15 protein-coding genes are annotated in these 15133 nt (G+C 68.9%); 12 read left to right on the plus strand and 3 right to left on the minus strand.

Annotated elements, in window-relative coordinates; genetic code table 11:
- Window positions 1–431: 431 nt before the first annotated feature.
- Window positions 432–1274, plus strand: coding sequence for a transporter substrate-binding domain-containing protein (locus IBL26_RS17200; protein WP_187785742.1), 843 nt, complete (start codon window positions 432–434; stop codon window positions 1272–1274).
- Window positions 1275–1552: 278 nt separating this feature from the next.
- Complete coding sequence (locus tag IBL26_RS17205; RefSeq protein ID WP_187785743.1) at window positions 1553–1855, plus strand: plasmid stabilization protein; 303 nt, start codon at window positions 1553–1555, stop codon at window positions 1853–1855.
- Between the two features lie 85 nt (window positions 1856–1940).
- Here the strand turns inward: IBL26_RS17205 and IBL26_RS17210 are convergent, their stop codons facing one another.
- A complete protein-coding gene (locus IBL26_RS17210; protein ID WP_187785744.1) occupies window positions 1941–2354 on the minus strand; it encodes a rhodanese-like domain-containing protein in 414 nt (137 codons plus the stop codon).
- A 158-nt stretch (window positions 2355–2512) separates the two neighbouring features.
- Between IBL26_RS17210 and IBL26_RS17215 the strand changes: the two genes are divergently transcribed.
- From IBL26_RS17215 to IBL26_RS17230, 4 genes are all read left to right on the plus strand, one after another.
- Complete coding sequence (locus IBL26_RS17215; RefSeq protein ID WP_187785745.1) at window positions 2513–3673, plus strand: MFS transporter; 1161 nt, start codon at window positions 2513–2515, stop codon at window positions 3671–3673.
- Between the two features lie 224 nt (window positions 3674–3897).
- Window positions 3898–4551 (plus strand): ParA family partition ATPase, encoded by a 654-nt coding sequence (gene parA / locus IBL26_RS17220; RefSeq protein ID WP_187785746.1) that lies wholly within the window; start codon window positions 3898–3900, stop codon window positions 4549–4551.
- The gene (locus tag IBL26_RS17225) at window positions 4548–5006 is read left to right on the plus strand and encodes a GNAT family N-acetyltransferase (RefSeq protein ID WP_187785747.1); all 459 of its coding nucleotides are present in this window, start codon (window positions 4548–4550) and stop codon (window positions 5004–5006) included. The genes parA and IBL26_RS17225 overlap by 4 nt, the downstream gene beginning before the upstream one ends.
- A 365-nt stretch (window positions 5007–5371) precedes the next feature.
- Window positions 5372–6601 (plus strand): MFS transporter, encoded by a 1230-nt coding sequence (locus tag IBL26_RS17230; RefSeq protein ID WP_187785748.1) that lies wholly within the window; start codon window positions 5372–5374, stop codon window positions 6599–6601.
- Between the two features lie 3 nt (window positions 6602–6604).
- On the opposite strand, the gene IBL26_RS17235 is transcribed toward IBL26_RS17230, so the two are convergent.
- Window positions 6605–7024 (minus strand): winged helix-turn-helix transcriptional regulator, encoded by a 420-nt coding sequence (locus IBL26_RS17235; protein WP_206684251.1) that lies wholly within the window; start codon window positions 7022–7024, stop codon window positions 6605–6607.
- 106 nt (window positions 7025–7130) lie between these two features.
- Between IBL26_RS17235 and IBL26_RS17240 the strand changes: the two genes are divergently transcribed.
- Window positions 7131–7940: an SDR family NAD(P)-dependent oxidoreductase gene (locus tag IBL26_RS17240; RefSeq protein ID WP_187785750.1), complete on the plus strand. Its 810-nt coding sequence runs from the start codon at window positions 7131–7133 to the stop codon at window positions 7938–7940.
- 450 nt (window positions 7941–8390) lie between these two features.
- Here the strand turns inward: IBL26_RS17240 and IBL26_RS17245 are convergent, their stop codons facing one another.
- Complete coding sequence (locus IBL26_RS17245; protein WP_187785751.1) at window positions 8391–9371, minus strand: DMT family transporter; 981 nt, start codon at window positions 9369–9371, stop codon at window positions 8391–8393.
- An 81-nt stretch (window positions 9372–9452) separates the two neighbouring features.
- Here IBL26_RS17245 and IBL26_RS17250 point away from each other — a divergent pair, with 81 nt between their 5' ends.
- From IBL26_RS17250 to glgX, 5 genes are read left to right on the plus strand one after another with little or no spacing between them, the layout of a single operon-like run.
- Complete coding sequence (locus IBL26_RS17250) at window positions 9453–10094, plus strand: NUDIX domain-containing protein (protein WP_187785752.1); 642 nt, start codon at window positions 9453–9455, stop codon at window positions 10092–10094.
- A complete protein-coding gene (locus IBL26_RS17255; protein WP_187785753.1) occupies window positions 10091–10810 on the plus strand; it encodes an alanyl-tRNA editing protein in 720 nt (239 codons plus the stop codon). Before IBL26_RS17250 ends, IBL26_RS17255 begins: the two co-directional genes overlap by 4 nt.
- A gap of 5 nt (window positions 10811–10815) precedes the next feature.
- Window positions 10816–11658: a sulfurtransferase gene (locus tag IBL26_RS17260; protein ID WP_187785754.1), complete on the plus strand. Its 843-nt coding sequence runs from the start codon at window positions 10816–10818 to the stop codon at window positions 11656–11658.
- Window positions 11658–12875, plus strand: a complete 1218-nt coding sequence (gene metC / locus IBL26_RS17265; protein WP_187785755.1) for a cystathionine beta-lyase — start codon at window positions 11658–11660, stop codon at window positions 12873–12875. The genes IBL26_RS17260 and metC overlap by 1 nt, the downstream gene beginning before the upstream one ends.
- A 47-nt stretch (window positions 12876–12922) precedes the next feature.
- Window positions 12923–15106, plus strand: a complete 2184-nt coding sequence (gene glgX, locus IBL26_RS17270; RefSeq protein ID WP_187785756.1) for a glycogen debranching protein GlgX — start codon at window positions 12923–12925, stop codon at window positions 15104–15106.
- Window positions 15107–15133 lie beyond the last annotated feature (27 nt).

Here is a 15133-nt window from a genome sequence, read left to right on the forward strand (position 1 = left end):
GGATGGAGGCAGGCCGGGGAAGGAATTCCCCGGACCCCATCTTTCCTTTTTTCGAGTTTTGCCAAGTAGGCGTTGAGAGGGCGGGTCTGAGAGACGGCTGGGTGCGCCGGAGGTTCTAGACCTCTGGCGACTGACGGTTCAGTCCTTGTGGGCCCATTTTGAATATCAGCTGCTGCGTCCGCTCTCATTCCTACGGCGCCACCCCAACTCCCAGAAAATAAAGAAGGGGTCCGGGGAATTCCTTCCCCGGCCTTCACCCCCCGCCCCAAGCCCACGCGTGCCCTGCACCGAAGGATATTTTTTGCGGCAAACGTCGGCCTTAGGGACATTTCCTTCCCGTTTCCCTTCGGATGTTGCACGCTTCTTGCTGGCAATCGGCGCTGGCCAGCGCCACCATCGCGGCGAACTTGGCCGCCAGGAGTCTTTGAACGATGCGTTTCCTTGCCTGCCTTCTTGCCGCGCCGCTGGCCTTCGGGCTGTTGGCGACCCCTGCTTCCGCGCAGCAGCCGCTGCGGACGGCGGTGGACGGCACCTTTGCCCCGCATGCCTTCCCCAAGTTGGATGGCGGCGTGCAGGGCTTCAACGTGGATCTGTTCACCGAGGTCGCGCGCCGTCTCGGCCGGCCCATCACCATCGACAGTGCCAGCTTCTCCGGCCTGGTGCCTGCTTTGAATGCAGGCCGCTACGACTTCCTGGCGGCGCCGGTGACGGTCACGGCGGAGCGGGCGGAGAACCTGCTGTTCACCGAGGGCTACCTGTACACCGCCTTCCAGTTCGGCATCCGCAAGGGCACCACGCCGATCACCAGCCTGGAGGAACTGCGCGGCAAGGTCATCGCCGTGAACAAGGGTTCCGCCTACGACGCGTGGGCGCAGGCGAACGCGGCCAAGTACGGCTTCACGGCTCAGACCTTCGAGAGCCAGCCGGATGCCGTGCAGGCGGTGCTGGCCGGCCGCGCCTATGCCACGCTCGGCGGCAACACCGTCATCCGCTACGCCGCCACGCGCACGCCGAACTTCGTGCCGGACTTCGTCATCAAGGAGACCCGCGCGCATTGGGGTGCGCCGTTCCGCCGCGACAATGCGGAACTGCGCAATGCGGTGGAGAACGTGCTGGAATGCATGAAGAAGGACGGTAGCCTGGCGGCGCTGTCCGAGAAGTGGTTCGGCGTGAAGCCCGGCCCGGACGATGCCGAGAACACGGTATTCCCCGGCTATGGTGTTCCCGGCCTGGCCGGCTACGACGCCACGCCGCACGAGCCGCGCTGCAGCTAAGAGACTATTTCAGAAGTCTGCTGGCTAAAGGCGCGGCCGGAGTTTTTCGTGCCAGCACGGAGGTGGCTTGGACCAATGCAGGGACATTGGGCCAAGCCGCCGACACATCTGGTGCGGAAAAGACCGCCGCCGCGCCTGACCCGGCAGGCTTTTGAAACAGACGCCAAATCGGCCGCTTGCGTGAAGGCCCCGCGGCAGCGAGCGCCGCTGGGCCGGACGGCTGGGGAACCCGGCGCGCCCCACAGCGTTTGTCCTTCATGCAACGGAAGGAGGACGCCGTGCCCCGTGGTGACAAGTCTGCCTATACCGACAAGCAGAAGCGCAAGGCCGAGCATATCGAAGAAGGCTACGAGGCCCGCGGCGTTCCGGAAGGCGAGGCCGAGCGGCGCGCCTGGGCGACAGTGAACAAGGACGAGGGCGGCGGGAAGAAGAGCGGTTCCGGCCGTGGGCATCCCTCCAGCAACGCCGCGTCCCACAAGGGCGGCAAGGCTGGTGGCCAGGCCTCGGCCTCCCGCTCCGCCGCCGCGCGTTCCGCCAGTGCCAAGAAGGCGGCGGCAACACGCAAGGCCCACGCCAGCTAAGCCAGCGGAACAGGCGGCCCCGTTATCGCTAAAGGCCAGAGGGATCGCGCGCGGGTCAATCTTCCGCGCGCTCCCCCGTGGCTGCTTAGCGCTGGCGCCAGGGCAGCCCCTCGGCCTTCCAGCCCGCCACGCTGCCGCGATGGCCACTGGCATCCGGCGGCCCCTCAAACCCGTCCGCCACGTTGAATGCGTTGGGGAAGCCGGCGGCCTGCGCCGCCTGCCCGGCCGCCAGGCTGCGGGCACCGGAGCGGCACAGGAAATACAGCTTGTTCAGCGGCGTCACGCCCGCCTTGCGCAGGTGTTCGGAGAAGGCCGCGTTCACCTGCATGGACGGATAGACCTGCCAGGGGATCAGCACAGGCTGCTTACCGGCTTCCGTGAGGTCCGGCAGGCCGACGAAGTTCCACTCGGCGTCGGTGCGGACATCGATCAGCACCGCGTCATGGTCCGTTCGCAGCGAGTCCCAGGCGGCGCGGGGGGTGACGTCGGCAACGCTCATGGCGGCTCTCCCTCAAGAAGTTAGGTCGAATGTGGGCGCCCTCAGGCGCTTCGTCCATCTCGGCACGGGCCTTGCACTGCACAACGGCCCGGTGCCACCGTGGCATCATAGCATTGGCGGAGCGTGCGGCCATTTCAGCGTCATCCTTTTCGCGCGGCATGGGCCGAGTACCTGTCCTGGCCGCCGCGTCCTTCGCCACCTCCACCCAGTCCTTCGTCTATGCCGGCCTGCTGAATGAGATGTCGCACGACCTGGGCGTCGCCGTCGCCCACGTCGGGCAGCTCGGCACCGCTTTCGCGCTGGCCTATGGACTTTCGGCCATTCCATTGGCGGCGTTGTGCGCGCGGGTGCCGCGCCGGCGGCTGATGGTCGGGGCGCTTTCCGCCATGGCGCTGCTCAATCTCGGCATGGCGCTGGCGCCCAGCTTCGGGGCGCTGCTGTTGCTGCGGGTGCTGTGCGGCATGGCGGCGGCGCTGATCGTCCCCTCCGCCAGCGCCGTTGCCGTGGTGTTGGCGCCACCGGAGAAACGTGCGCGGGCGTTGGCATTGGTCATCGGCGGCACCACGGCGGCGTTTCTGCTGGGCATTCCGCTGGGCTCCGTCGCCGGGGCCACCTTCGGCTGGCACGGCGCCTTCGGGCTGACCACCGTGCTCTGCGCCGCCAGCGCCCTGGCCATCCGCATGGCACTGCCGGAGGTGCCGGGCGAGGGCCGGGGCGGCGCCAGCCTCGGCGTGCTGCGGCGCGGCGGCGTGCTGCCGGCCATCGGGTTGGCCTATTTCTGCTTCACCAGCTCCTTCGCCACCTCGGCCTATATCGGCCCGGCGGTGAATGCCGTCAGCGGGTTGAGCGGCGGCGGCGTCGGGTTGATGCAGGCGCTCTCCGGCGTCGCTTCCATCTTCGGGCTGCCGCTGGGCACGCGGATGTACGAGAAGGCGGGCGTCCATACCGTCTGGCTGGTACCAGCGGCCATCGTGGCCGCGCAGGCATTGCAGGCTTCCCTGCTGCTCGGCTTCCTGCAGGGCAGCATGCTGGCCATCGCCGCGCAGGGGCTGGCGCTGCTGGTTTCCTCGATGGCCATCTTCGCCATGATGCCCGTCGTCCAGTCCCGCCTGATCGCGTTGGCGCCGGATGCGCGGGGCGTCGTGCTGGCCGCCAATGCATCCGGCGTCTATCTCGGCCAGGCCAGCGGCGCGGCGGCGGGTGGCATCGCCATCGCCGTGGCGGGCCTGCCCGGCATCAGCATCGCCGGTACGCTGATCGCCTGCTGCGCGCTGCTGCTGGCATTCCAGGTACGGCGCGGGGCGCGTGCGGGGGCGTGAAGGCCCCACCCCCGCAACACGCGTTCCGACCTGGACGCACCGCCCCGCCTTTCCTCGATTCGCTCCAGGGATGATTCGCGCTTCCCGCCGCTGGCCACCCGCGCGATCATGCGCACCGTGCAACGCGGTACCCCGCGTCGGCACGAGGCGTCGGGACGGCGCGCGTGGTTCCTGCTGGCTGGCACTTCCGCCACCGGTGTTCATGCCCTGGGGAAACCGAACCAATGGCCTTCGTGGTAGCAGTGGCACAACGCAAGGGCGGCGCCGGCAAGTCCACCGTCGCCGCGACACTGGCCACCACCTACGCCGCGCAGGGCCTGCGCGTCGCCCTGCTGGATACCGACCCGCAGCAGACCCTGGCCCGCTGGCAGCAGGAACGCATGGCCGCCGGCACCCGCGCCGCAGCGCTGACCTTCGAGGCACCCTCCGGCTGGCGGCTGCCGGCGATGATCGAGCGCATGGCCAAGGCGCATGACGTCGTGGTGCTGGATACGCCGCCGCATGCCGATACCGATGCGCGCATTGCCATCCGCGGCGCCGACCTGGTGCTGGTGCCGCTGCAACCCTCCCCCGCCGATGTCTGGGCCATGGAAGGCACCCTGGCCCTGGTGGCGGAGGAACGGCGGCGCGCCATGCTGGTGCTGAACCGCGTGCCCGCCGCCGGCAAGCTGCGGGAAGACATCGCGCGCGAATTGCTGCGGCGGGAACTGCCTTTGCTGGAACCCGGCTTCGGCAACCGCACCGCCTTTGCCACCGCCTTCGCCAAGGGGCTGGGCGTGGTAGAAAGCGCGCCCCGCAGCGCCGCCGCCGACGAAGCCCGCGCGGTGGCCGAGGCCGTCGCCGCCCTGAAAACCGGCAAGGCGCTGGGAGCCGCATGAACGATACAACGACCTTCGAACTCATCGAGGACCGTCACGGGCCCGAAGCCAAGGCCATCAGCGAAGGCCTGCGCGCCCACCGGGCCGCCGCGCTGGGCTTCAATGCCACCAGCCAGCCGCTCTGCCTGGTGCACCGGGACCCCTCCGGCCGCATCCTGGGTGGGCTGGTCGGCGAAGTGGTGCTGGATTGGCTCTATGTCGAGGCATTCTGGCTGGATGACAGCCTGCGCGGCCAGGGCATCGGCAGCCGCATGCTGGCCCAGGCGGAAGAAACGGCCCGACAGCACGGCGCGGTCGGCGCGCATCTCAACACCAGCAGCTTCCAGGCGCCTGCCTTCTACCAGCGGCACGGATACGTCGCCTTGGGCGGACTGGAAGGAAGGCCGCACGGCCAACGGCGCTACTGGTTCGCCAAGCGCTTCGACGGCCAGGACCCGCGCGCGCCGGCGCCCTGATGGGTTTGTGGCGTTAGAGGAGAAGGCCGGGGAAGGAATTCCCCGGACCCCTTCTTTTTTCTGCGCGTTTGGCGTGGCGCTGTCGGACTGAAAGCGGACGCGGCTTGATGATTCTAATGGGCCACGCGGGCTGAAATCTCAGTCGCAGGAGGTCCAGGATCTCTGGCGCATTCAGCCGTTTCTCAGGTGCGCTCCCTTCGACAGCCACGCCCAAAAAAACTCGAGAAAGGAGAAGAAGGGGTCCGGGGAATCCCTTCCCCGGCCTTCGCCCCAAGAAGCAATCCTGATTTGACAGCAAGAAGCGGAGTTCCAGCATCCGGCTGCTCCGCCACCCTGGCCAGACCGCATCCAAAGGTCTTCGCCCCATGTCCGCCGACACCGCCCTTCCCGCTGCCTTTCGCCGGCTGAGCTGGTCCAACCTGGCGGCGCAGTTGTCCGAGCAGGTGGCGCTGGCGGCGGCGCCGCTGGTGGCGGTGTTGCTGCTGGGGGCCGGGGCGGCGGAGGCCGGCTTGCTGCAAACGGCACAGACCTTGCCGTTCCTGCTGCTGTCCCTGCCCATCGGCGTGCTGGCGGACCGGATGTCCCGCCGCTGGCTGATGGCGGGGGCGGAGTTCCTGCGCGCGGCGTCGCTGCTGGTGGTCCTGGCGCTGCTGGTGGGCGGTGCGTTGAACCTGCCGTTGCTGGCCGCGCTGGGGTTTGTGGGTGCCATCGGCACGGTGGCCTACAGCGTGGCGGCGCCGGCGCTGGTGCCGTCACTGGTGCGGCGGGACCAGCTGGCCACGGCCAATCGCTGGCTGGAACTGGCGCGCAGCATTGCCTTCGCGGCGGGCCCGGCTTTGGGTGGTGCGCTGGTGGGATGGACCGGCGCTTCCGCCGCCTATGTGCTGGCCACGGCGCTGTCCCTGCTGGCGGCCCTGACGCTGGCCAGGCTGCCGGAAAGCCAGGCCCCCGCTCGGCCCCGCCGCCACCCGCTGGATGAATTGCGGGAAGGCGCGCGCTTCGTCGGCACGCACCCGTTGCTGCGGCCGGTGCTCCTGACAGCGGTGTTCTTCAACACCGGCTGGTTCGTGCTGCAGGCCGTGTATGTGGCGTATGCCGTGCAGCATCTGGGGCTGACGGCCTGGGGCGTCGGCGTCACGCTGGCCATCTATGGCGGCGGCATGGTGATGGGGGCCTGGGTAGCACCACGCCTGGCGGCGCGGATCGGCTTTGGCACGCTGGTGGTGGTCGGGCCGGCCTGCGGGCTGGCGGGGGCCCTGCTGATGCTGCTGAGCGCTTGGGTGAGGCTGCCGGCGCTGGCGGGGCTGTCCTTCTTCCTGTTCGGCGTGGGGCCGATCCTCTGGACCATTGCCACCACGACGCTGCGGCAGGCGGTGACGCCACAGGCGGTGCTCGGCCGGGTCTCCGCGGTGGTGATGACGGCCACCTTCGGTGCCCGGCCGTTGGGGGCCGCGATCGGCGCGCTGGTCGCGGCACGGCTGGGGGTGGAAGCCAGCTTGGCGGTCGCGGCGGGTTGCTTCCTGGTGCAGTTCCTGCTGATCGCCGCCTCCCCCGTGCCGCGGCTGGCGCGGCTGCCGGATGCGGTGGCCGCCTGAGGCTCAGGCTTCCGCCAGCGCCTCCTCCGCCGTCACCATCCGCAGCCTGCGGGTGCCGAGGGGGGCGCCGTTGGTCTGGTCGACCACCACGGCTCGCACAGTGTGGCCGGTCTCGGCATCGACCAGCCGGTTGAGCGTGCCGCCGCCGCAATGGCGTGCGCCCCAGGCGCCGAGCACCTGCAGCACCGGCAGGAAGTCCCGCCCCGCCTCGGTCAGCACATACTCGTGGCGGGGCGGCCGTTCGCTGTAGCGGCGCTTTTCCAGCAGCCCATGCGCCGTCAGCGCCTTCAACCGGCTCGTCAGGATGTTGGGGGCGATGCCCAGCCGCGTGCGGAACTCGTCGAAGCGCGCCACGCCCAGCCCGGCATCGCGCAGGATCAGCCAGCTCCAGCCATCGCCGGCCCGGGCGAGGCCGCGGGCCACCGGGCAGGGCCCATGAGAAAGTGCGTCAGTGTCCATTGCAAAAAGATAGCAACTTACTATCGTATTGCAAGTGACTTGGCCCACCCCGTGGCCAACGGAGATTCCCATGAGTTCGACCACCCCCGCTTCCGGCCTGGGCACCGCCCTGATCACCGGCGCCTCCACCGGCCTCGGCGCCGTCTATGCCCGTAAGCTGGCACAGCGCGGCTATGACCTGACCCTGGTGGCGCGGGACCAGGCGCGGATGGAGGCCCTGGCCGCCACCCTGCGGGCCGAGACCGGCCGCACCATCGACATCCTGCCTGCTGACCTGACCGACCCCGCCGCGCTGGCGCAGGTGGCCCAGCGCCTGGCGGAGGACGCCGCCATCACCCTGCTGGTCAACAACGCCGGCATGGCGCTGGATGGCGGGCTACTGGATAGCAAGCCGGCGGCGATCGAGCGGGTGATCGCGCTGAACATCACGGCGCCGACGCTGCTGGCCAGCGCGGCCGGCAAGGCCTTCGTGGCGCGCGGCAAGGGCGGGTTGATCAACATTTCCTCGGTCGTGGCGATGGCGCCGGAGCAGTTCGAGGGCATCTACAGCGGTTCCAAATCCTACATCCTGAACCTAACGCTTTCCCTGGCCGCCGGGCTGAAGGGCACCGGCGTGCATGCACAGGTCGTGCTGCCCGGCGCCACCCGCACCGAGATCTGGGAGCGGTCCGGCAAGGACGTGGATGCCTTCCCGGACGGGATCGTCATGGAGGCCGATGATCTGGTCGAAGCCGCCCTGCTGGGCTTCGAGCGGGGCGAGGTGGTGACCATCCCGCCGCTGGAAGATGAAGGCCAGTGGCAGGCCTACGAGGCAGCGCGCACCGCCATGGGCCCGTATCTGTCACGCCGCGACGTGGCGACGCGCTACCGCCAGGGCTGACCGGGTAGCTGGTTGGGTCCAGCACCCCCGGCTCTGCGGAGGTGATGGATCGGCCAGTTTGGCCGATGCGGTGGCGGCAGCAATCCATTCGTACCTGCGAGATGGCGGCTGCTGTCTGGCCGCGCCCCGGCGACGTTTCCTCGGAGTGATCGACATTCGGCTTCGAATAGGAAGGCCGGGGAAAGAATTCCCCGGCCCCCATCTTTCTTCTGTGAGTCTTTCGGGCGTGACTGCCGATGCGTCAGCCTTTTGAAGCCAACCTGGGCGCATGTCAGGGGTCCATGACCTCCGGCAGCTGAGGGTTCAGTTCAGGCGGCCCTTTATATTCTTCGTGGACCCCGCCTCAGTCCTGAAGCCTGACGCCAAACTCTCGGAAAAAAGATGGGGTTTCAGGGGAATTCCTTCCCCTGACCTTCCATGCCCGCCTCAGCGACCGAATATCGGACCGCCCTAGCCGCCGCGGGCGTTGCCGCGCGTGTTGCTCCACCACATGGCCAGCCCCCCGGTCACCAGGATGGCGATGCCGGCCACGCTCCATGCATCCGGCCACTCCTCCCACACCAGCGCGCCGAGGGCGGTGGTCCACAGGATGCCGGAATACTCGAACGGGGCGATCAGCGTGGTGTCGCCACTGCGATAGGCCGCCGTCATCAGCAACTGCGCAAAGGCCGAGATCACGCCGACCGCCACCAGCAGCGCCCATTGCCGCCCATCCGGCCAGGCCCAGCCCGGCAGTGCGGCGACGGCGCCAACGACGGTGCCGCCCAACGCGAACCACAGCACGATGGTGGCGCCCGACTCGCCGTTCTCGCCCATGCGGCGGATGGTGATCATCGCCAGCGCCCAGCCCAGCGCGCCGGCCAGCACCACCAGCACCGGCACCAGCGGCAGGCCGGTCTGCTCCAGCCCTTCCCACGGGCGCAGCATCACCAGGACGCCGCCGAACCCGGCGAGCATCGCCAGCATGCGCCCGCGCTGCAGCGTCTCCCCCAGCATCAGCACGGACAGGCCGGCCAGGAAGAACGGCATGGTGAAGCTGAGTGCCGTGACGGTCGCCAGCGGCAGGTGCACATAGCCGTAGAAGCTGCCGAACATGCCCAGCAGCCCCCACAGTACCCGCTGCGCATGGGCAAAGGGCTGGCGCGTCGTCAGCAGCGCGGCGAGGGAGGCATTGCGCCCCGCCTTCCGGGCCGCCAGCACCGCCAGCGCCAGCAGCACCGGGATGGCCAGCAGGTTGCGGAACAGGATGACCTGCATCACCGGCACCTCGCCCCGCAGCGCCTTCACGGCAGCCGCGGCGAGGGCGAAGGTTGCGGCGGCGCCCAGAACGCACAGAATGGCTTTCTGGCGCGCGGCCCTGATGCGGCGGGTCTCGGCGGCCTGCGCCTCGGCAGAGGGGCGGGCAGAATCGGAAAGGATGGTTTGTTGCATGATCTGGACGTTCCGCAGCAAGGCTTGGCATCACACCGCGAGGCGCGCAACCGTCCGCCACGCCCCTGAAGGCCCGCGCGCATGATGGCGAGGCCCGCCAAGGCCCCGGTGGTGCCGGAGCATCCGCTGTATGTGCCGGAGAGCGACGAGGTGGTCTGGGATGGCCGCTTCCCGCTGCAACGCGTGCGTTTCCGCTACCGCCGCTTCGATGGCAGCCTTTCCGGCCTGCTGACCTGGGAGATGTGGCGGCGCGGCCGCGCCGTGGTGATCCTGCCCTACGACCCCTGGACGCACCGCATCGCCCTGATCGAGCAATTCCGCCTGCCGTGCCTGGCCGCCGGCGAGGACCCGATCTCCCGCGAATGCCCCGCCGGCCTGCTGGAGGAAGGCGAGGACCCGGAGGAATGCGCGGCGCGTGAGGTGCAGGAGGAAGCCGGGCTGACGCCGGACAAGCTGGAATCCATCGGCCAGTTCATGCTGCTGCAGGGCGGCTGCGACGAGAAGCTGAATTTCTACGCCGCCCGCGTCCACCTGCCCGAGCCCGGCCAGGCCGGCACGCTGGGGCTGGAGAGCGAGCACGAGGAAACCCGCGTGACCATCGTCGATGCCGATGAGGCCTTCGCGATGCTGGCGCGCAACGAGATCCGCAACGCCAGCGCGGCGCTCAGCCTGTTGTGGCTGCAGGTGCACAGCGCGCGGCTGCGGCAGGAATGGACCGCATGACCATCGAGACCCTGTTCCACGCCGACGCCTATGCCCGCGAAGCCGAGGCCAAGGTGCTCTCCGCTACGGCCGAGGGCGTGTGGCTGGACCGTAGCATCTTCTACGCCCAGTCCGGCGGCCAGCCCGGTGATACCGGCACGCTGCGCTGGGCAGGCGGCGAGATGGCGGTGGCCAATACCGTGAAAGGCGAGGCCGGCGCCATCCTGCTGAAGCCCGCGGAAGGCGCCACCCTGCCGCCCGAGGGCGCAGCGGTGACGATGCTGCTGGACTGGCCACGCCGCCACCGGCTGATGCGCATGCACACCGCCATGCACCTGCTGTGCAGCCTGATCCCCGGCGCCGGCGTCACCGGCGGGCAGATCGGGCTGGAGAAGTCCCGCCTGGATTTCGACCTGCCGGAGCCACCGACGAAGGAGGCGCTGACCGAGGGTCTGCGCGCCCTGGTTGCCGCCAACCATCCCGTCAGCACCTCCTGGGTGGATGAGGCCGAGCTGGACGCCAATCCGGGCCTGGTCCGCACCCTCTCGGTCAAGCCGCCGCGCGGTGCGGGGGTGGTGCGGCTGGTGCGGATCGGCGAGGGTGAAGCCCCCGTCGATCTCCAGCCCTGCGGCGGCACGCATGTGCGTGCTACCGGCGAGATCGGCACCGTGACCGTCACCAAGCTCGAGAACAAGGGCAAGCAGAACCGCCGGGTCTACCTGGTGGTGGAGGATTGAACGCCATGCAGGACCTGGTATCCGCCGATTGGCTGAAGGGCGAGTTGGGCAAGCCCGACCTCGTGCTCTTCGACGCCACCTACTACCTGCCGCCCGAGGGCAAGGACGCCCGCGCGCTGTTCGACGCCGCGCATATCCCCGGCGCCCGCTTCTTCGACATCAACGAAGTGGCGGACCCGGAGACGGACCTGCCGCACATGGCCCCCACCCCGGGCCGTGCCGCCCGGCTGCTGGGGCAGCTCGGCGTCTCCAACGACGCCCGCATCGTGTTCTACGACCAGAAGGGGTTGTTCTCCGCCGCGCGCGGCTGGTGGCTGCTGCGGCTGTTCGGGCATGAGCGGGTGGCGGTGCTGGATGGCGGCCTGCCGAAATGGCGCGCGGAAGGCGGCGACACCGCCTCAGGTCCCGCCCCCGCCCCTGCCCCCCAGACCTTCTGGGCCGATTTCATCGCCCGCCGCCTGGCCGGCATCGGCGATGTGAAGCGCGTGGTGGCCGATGGCTCGGCGCGCATCATCGACGCCCGCGCCCGCGGCCGCTTCGATGGCACGGCGGCCGAGCCGCGCCCCGGCCTGCCTTCCGGCCACATGCCCGGCGCCTGCAACGTGCCGGCAACCGAGTTGCTGGCGCCGGACCAGACCATGCTGCCGCCGGATGCGCTGCGGGCCATCTTCGCCCAGGCCGGCATCGACGGCTCGCAGCCGCTCATTGCCTCCTGCGGCACCGGCGTCACCGCCTGCGTGGTGGCGCTGGGCCTGGTACGCGCCGGCCTGCCGGAACCCGCCATCTATGACGGCTCCTGGACCGAATGGGCCTCTCGCCCCGAAACGCAGAAAGAGAAGAGCGCCTGATGCCCGACGACCATTCCAAGCCGCCGCATGCCACCGACGGGCAGGGCTTCGCCACCCGCGTCACCCATGTCAGCCGGCCTTCGGTCCGCAGCCATGGCTTCGTCAATCACGGCGTGCATCGCGGCTCCACCGTGCTGTACCCGTCCTGCGCGGCGCGCGGCACCATCAACGATGCGTCGTTCGACAAGCACGCGCTGACCTACGGCACCGCCGGCGGCCCGACGCATTTCGCGCTGGAGGACGCCATCGCCGAGGTGGAGGGCGGCACACGCTGCATGATCGTCGGCACCGGCCTGGCCGCCTGCGCCGTGCCGTTGCTGGCCTACCTCAAGGCCGGCGACCACTGCCTGATCCCGGACACGGTCTACAGTCCCACGCGCCGGCTGGCGGACGGCATGATGGCGGGCTGGGGCATCGAGACCACCTACTACGACCCCACCATCGACGCCGAGGGGCTGCGGGCGCTGATGCGGCCCAACACAAAGGTGCTCTACACCGAGAGCCCCGGCAGCCACACTTTCGAGCTGCAGGACATCGATGCCCTGGCTGAAGTGGCCCACGCCGCCGGCGCCAAGGTGCTGATGGACAACACCTGGGGCATCCACCACTACCAGCCCTTCCAGCATGGCGTGGACGTCTCCATCCAGGCGCTGACCAAGTATGTCGGTGGGCATTCGGACGTGCTGCTGGGCAGCATTACCGTGAATAATGACGAGGATTTCCACGCCATTGCCGCCGCCGGCCGCTACATGGGCCACTATGCCAGCCCGGACGATTGCTGGCTGGCGCTGCGCGGCCTGCGGACCATGGCGGTGCGGCTGAAGCACCAGGAACAGGCTGGGCTGGAGGTCGCGCGCTGGTTCGAGGGCCGGCCGGAAGTGCTGAGGGTGCTGCACCCGGCCCTGCCCAGCCACCCGCAGAACGCCCTGTTCAAGCGGGACTTCACCGGCGCGTGCAGCCTGTTCGGCGTGGTGTTCCAGCCCCGCTACAGCACGGCGCAGATCGACGCCGTGGTGGACGGGCTGAAGCTGTTCGGCATCGGCGCCTCCTGGGGCGGGTTCGAGAGCCTGGCTCTGCCGACCACCAACTATGTCAGCCGCACCGCCACCAGCGCCGACCGGCTGGGCGGCCCCACCGTGCGCTTCCACATCGGGCTGGAGGACACGGCGGACCTGATCGCCGACATCGCGGCGGGGCTTGATACGCTGCCGCGCTGAAATCCGCGCCGCGCCTCGCAACTCCGCGAGGCGCGGCACGCTTAACCGTGGCGCTCTCCAACCAGGGGTTCACCGTGCCACCTTCGTTCAACCAATCGCGTATCTCGCAAGGCCGCCCGAACCCTCTGGGCGCCACCTGGACCGGGCTCGGCGTCAATTTCGCCCTGTTCTCGGCCAATGCCACCAAGGTCGAGCTCTGCCTGTTCGACCATTCGGGCGAGACTGAGCTGGAACGCATCGAGCTGCCGGAATACACCAACGAGGTGTTCCACGGCTTCCTGCCCGATGCGCGGCCCGGCACCGTCTACGCCTACCGCGTCCACGGCCCCTACGCGCCGGAGGAAGGCCACAGGTTCAACCCGAACAAGCTGGTGCTGGACCCCTACGCGCTCAGCCATGTCGGCGACCTGAAGTGGGACCCCTCGCTGTTCGGCTACACGATCGGTCATAAGGACGAGGACCTGTCCTACGACGAGCGGGACAGCGCCCAGTACATGCCGAAGTGCCGCGTGGTGGACCCCGCCTTCACCTGGGGCAATGACCGCCGCCCGCGCATCCCGTGGGAGCGCACGGTGTTCTACGAGACGCACGTCAAGGGCATCACCAAGCGCCACCCGCTGGTGCCGCCGGACGCCCAGGGCACCTATGCCGGCCTGGCGCATCCCGACGTCATCAAGCACATCAAGTCGCTGGGCGTGACCTCGGTCGAGCTGCTGCCGATCCACTTTTTCCTGAACGACGACTACCTGATCAACAAGGGGCTGGTGAACTACTGGGGGTACAACTCCCTCGGCTTCTTCTCCCCGGCCCGTCGCTACGCGCGCACGCCGGACTTCGCCTTCTCCGAGTTCAAGGAGATGGTGGCGAGGCTGCATGACGCGGGCCTCGAGGTCATCATGGACGTGGTGTACAACCACACGGCCGAGGGCAACGAGCGCGGCGCCACACTGTCCTTCAAGGGCATCGACAACGCCAGCTACTACCGCCTGCTGCCGGACCAGAAGCGCTACTACATCAACGACACCGGCACCGGGAACACCGTCAACCTCTCCCACCCCCGGGTGCTGCAGATGGTCGCGGACAGCCTGCGCTACTGGGTCAACGAGATGCATGTCGATGGCTTCCGCTTCGACCTCGGCACCATCCTGGCGCGTGAGCCGGGTGGCTTCGACACGCAATCCGCCTTCCTCAAGGCCTGCATGCAGGACCCGGTGCTGGCCGATGTGAAGCTGATCGCCGAGCCGTGGGACATTGGCCCCGGCGGTTATCAGGTCGGCAATTTCGCGCCCGGCTGGGCCGAGTGGAACGACAAGTACCGCGATACAGTGCGCGGCTTCTGGCTGGGCGAGGAAGGCAAGGCCGCCGACCTCGGCAACCGCCTCTCCGGCTCCGGCGACCTGTTCGACCATAATGGCCGCAAGCCCTGGGCCAGCGTGAACTTCCTGGCGGCGCATGACGGCTTCACCGTCAACGACCTCGTCACCTACAACGAGAAGCACAACGAGGCGAATGGCGAGGAGAACCGCGACGGCCACTCGCACAACATCTCGCACAACTATGGCGTCGAGGGGCCAACGGACGACGCGGAGATCAACGCGACGCGTGAGCGGCAGATCCGCAACATGCTGGGCACGCTGTATCTGAGCCAGGGCACGCCGCTGCTGCTGGCAGGCGACGAGTTCGGCCGCACCCAGCAGGGCAACAACAACGCCTATTGCCAGGATAACGAGATCTCCTGGCTGGACTGGGACTGGGGGGAAAAGGGGGATCACCTCGTCGCCTTCACCCAGCGCCTGGCGCAGTTGCGCAACCGCTTCCCCGTCCTGCGCCGCGGCCGCTTCCTGAACGGCGACTTCCACGAGGCCAGCGGCAGCAAGGCCCTGGCCTGGTACAAGCCCTCCGGCGAGGAGATGGAGCCGGACGACTGGAACGACCCGAACACGAAGTGCTTCGCCCGCATGCTGGATGGCCGCGCGCAGGAGAGCGGCATCAAGGTGGCCGCGCATGACGAGACGCTGCTGCTGATCCTGAACGCGCACCACGAGGCGGTGGACTTCACCCTGCCGGCCAGCCAGGACGGCCGTGCCTGGGTGCGGCTGCTGGACACCAACGTCACCGGCGAGGATGAGGACGAGGAGCCCGCCTTCCCGATCGGTGAGACCTATACGGTGACCGGCCGCTCCCTGCTGTTGTTCCGCCTGCGGACGCAGCAGCGCCGCCATCAGACCTGACGCCGGAACAGGCCGGGGGAGACATCC

Source organism: Teichococcus aerophilus (assembly GCF_014490485.1).
GTDB classification, from domain to species: domain Bacteria; phylum Pseudomonadota; class Alphaproteobacteria; order Acetobacterales; family Acetobacteraceae; genus Pseudoroseomonas; species Pseudoroseomonas aerophila.

Excerpts from the sequence above, each read along its gene's own strand:
- IBL26_RS17245 (WP_187785751.1), bottom strand. The coding sequence starts at position 9,371 with ATGCAACAAACCATCCTTTCCGATTCTGCCCGCCCCTCTGCCGAGGCG.
- IBL26_RS17250 (WP_187785752.1), top strand. The coding sequence starts at position 9,453 with ATGATGGCGAGGCCCGCCAAGGCCCCGGTGGTGCCGGAGCATCCGCTG.
- metC (WP_187785755.1), top strand. The coding sequence starts at position 11,658 with ATGCCCGACGACCATTCCAAGCCGCCGCATGCCACCGACGGGCAGGGC.
- IBL26_RS17240 (WP_187785750.1), top strand. The coding sequence starts at position 7,131 with ATGAGTTCGACCACCCCCGCTTCCGGCCTGGGCACCGCCCTGATCACC.
- IBL26_RS17210 (WP_187785744.1), bottom strand. The coding sequence starts at position 2,354 with ATGAGCGTTGCCGACGTCACCCCCCGCGCCGCCTGGGACTCGCTGCGA.
- IBL26_RS17215 (WP_187785745.1), top strand. The coding sequence starts at position 2,513 with ATGGGCCGAGTACCTGTCCTGGCCGCCGCGTCCTTCGCCACCTCCACC.
- IBL26_RS17260 (WP_187785754.1), top strand. The coding sequence starts at position 10,816 with ATGCAGGACCTGGTATCCGCCGATTGGCTGAAGGGCGAGTTGGGCAAG.
- IBL26_RS17200 (WP_187785742.1), top strand. The coding sequence starts at position 432 with ATGCGTTTCCTTGCCTGCCTTCTTGCCGCGCCGCTGGCCTTCGGGCTG.
- IBL26_RS17255 (WP_187785753.1), top strand. The coding sequence starts at position 10,091 with ATGACCATCGAGACCCTGTTCCACGCCGACGCCTATGCCCGCGAAGCC.
- IBL26_RS17225 (WP_187785747.1), top strand. The coding sequence starts at position 4,548 with ATGAACGATACAACGACCTTCGAACTCATCGAGGACCGTCACGGGCCC.
- parA (WP_187785746.1), top strand. The coding sequence starts at position 3,898 with ATGGCCTTCGTGGTAGCAGTGGCACAACGCAAGGGCGGCGCCGGCAAG.
- IBL26_RS17230 (WP_187785748.1), top strand. The coding sequence starts at position 5,372 with ATGTCCGCCGACACCGCCCTTCCCGCTGCCTTTCGCCGGCTGAGCTGG.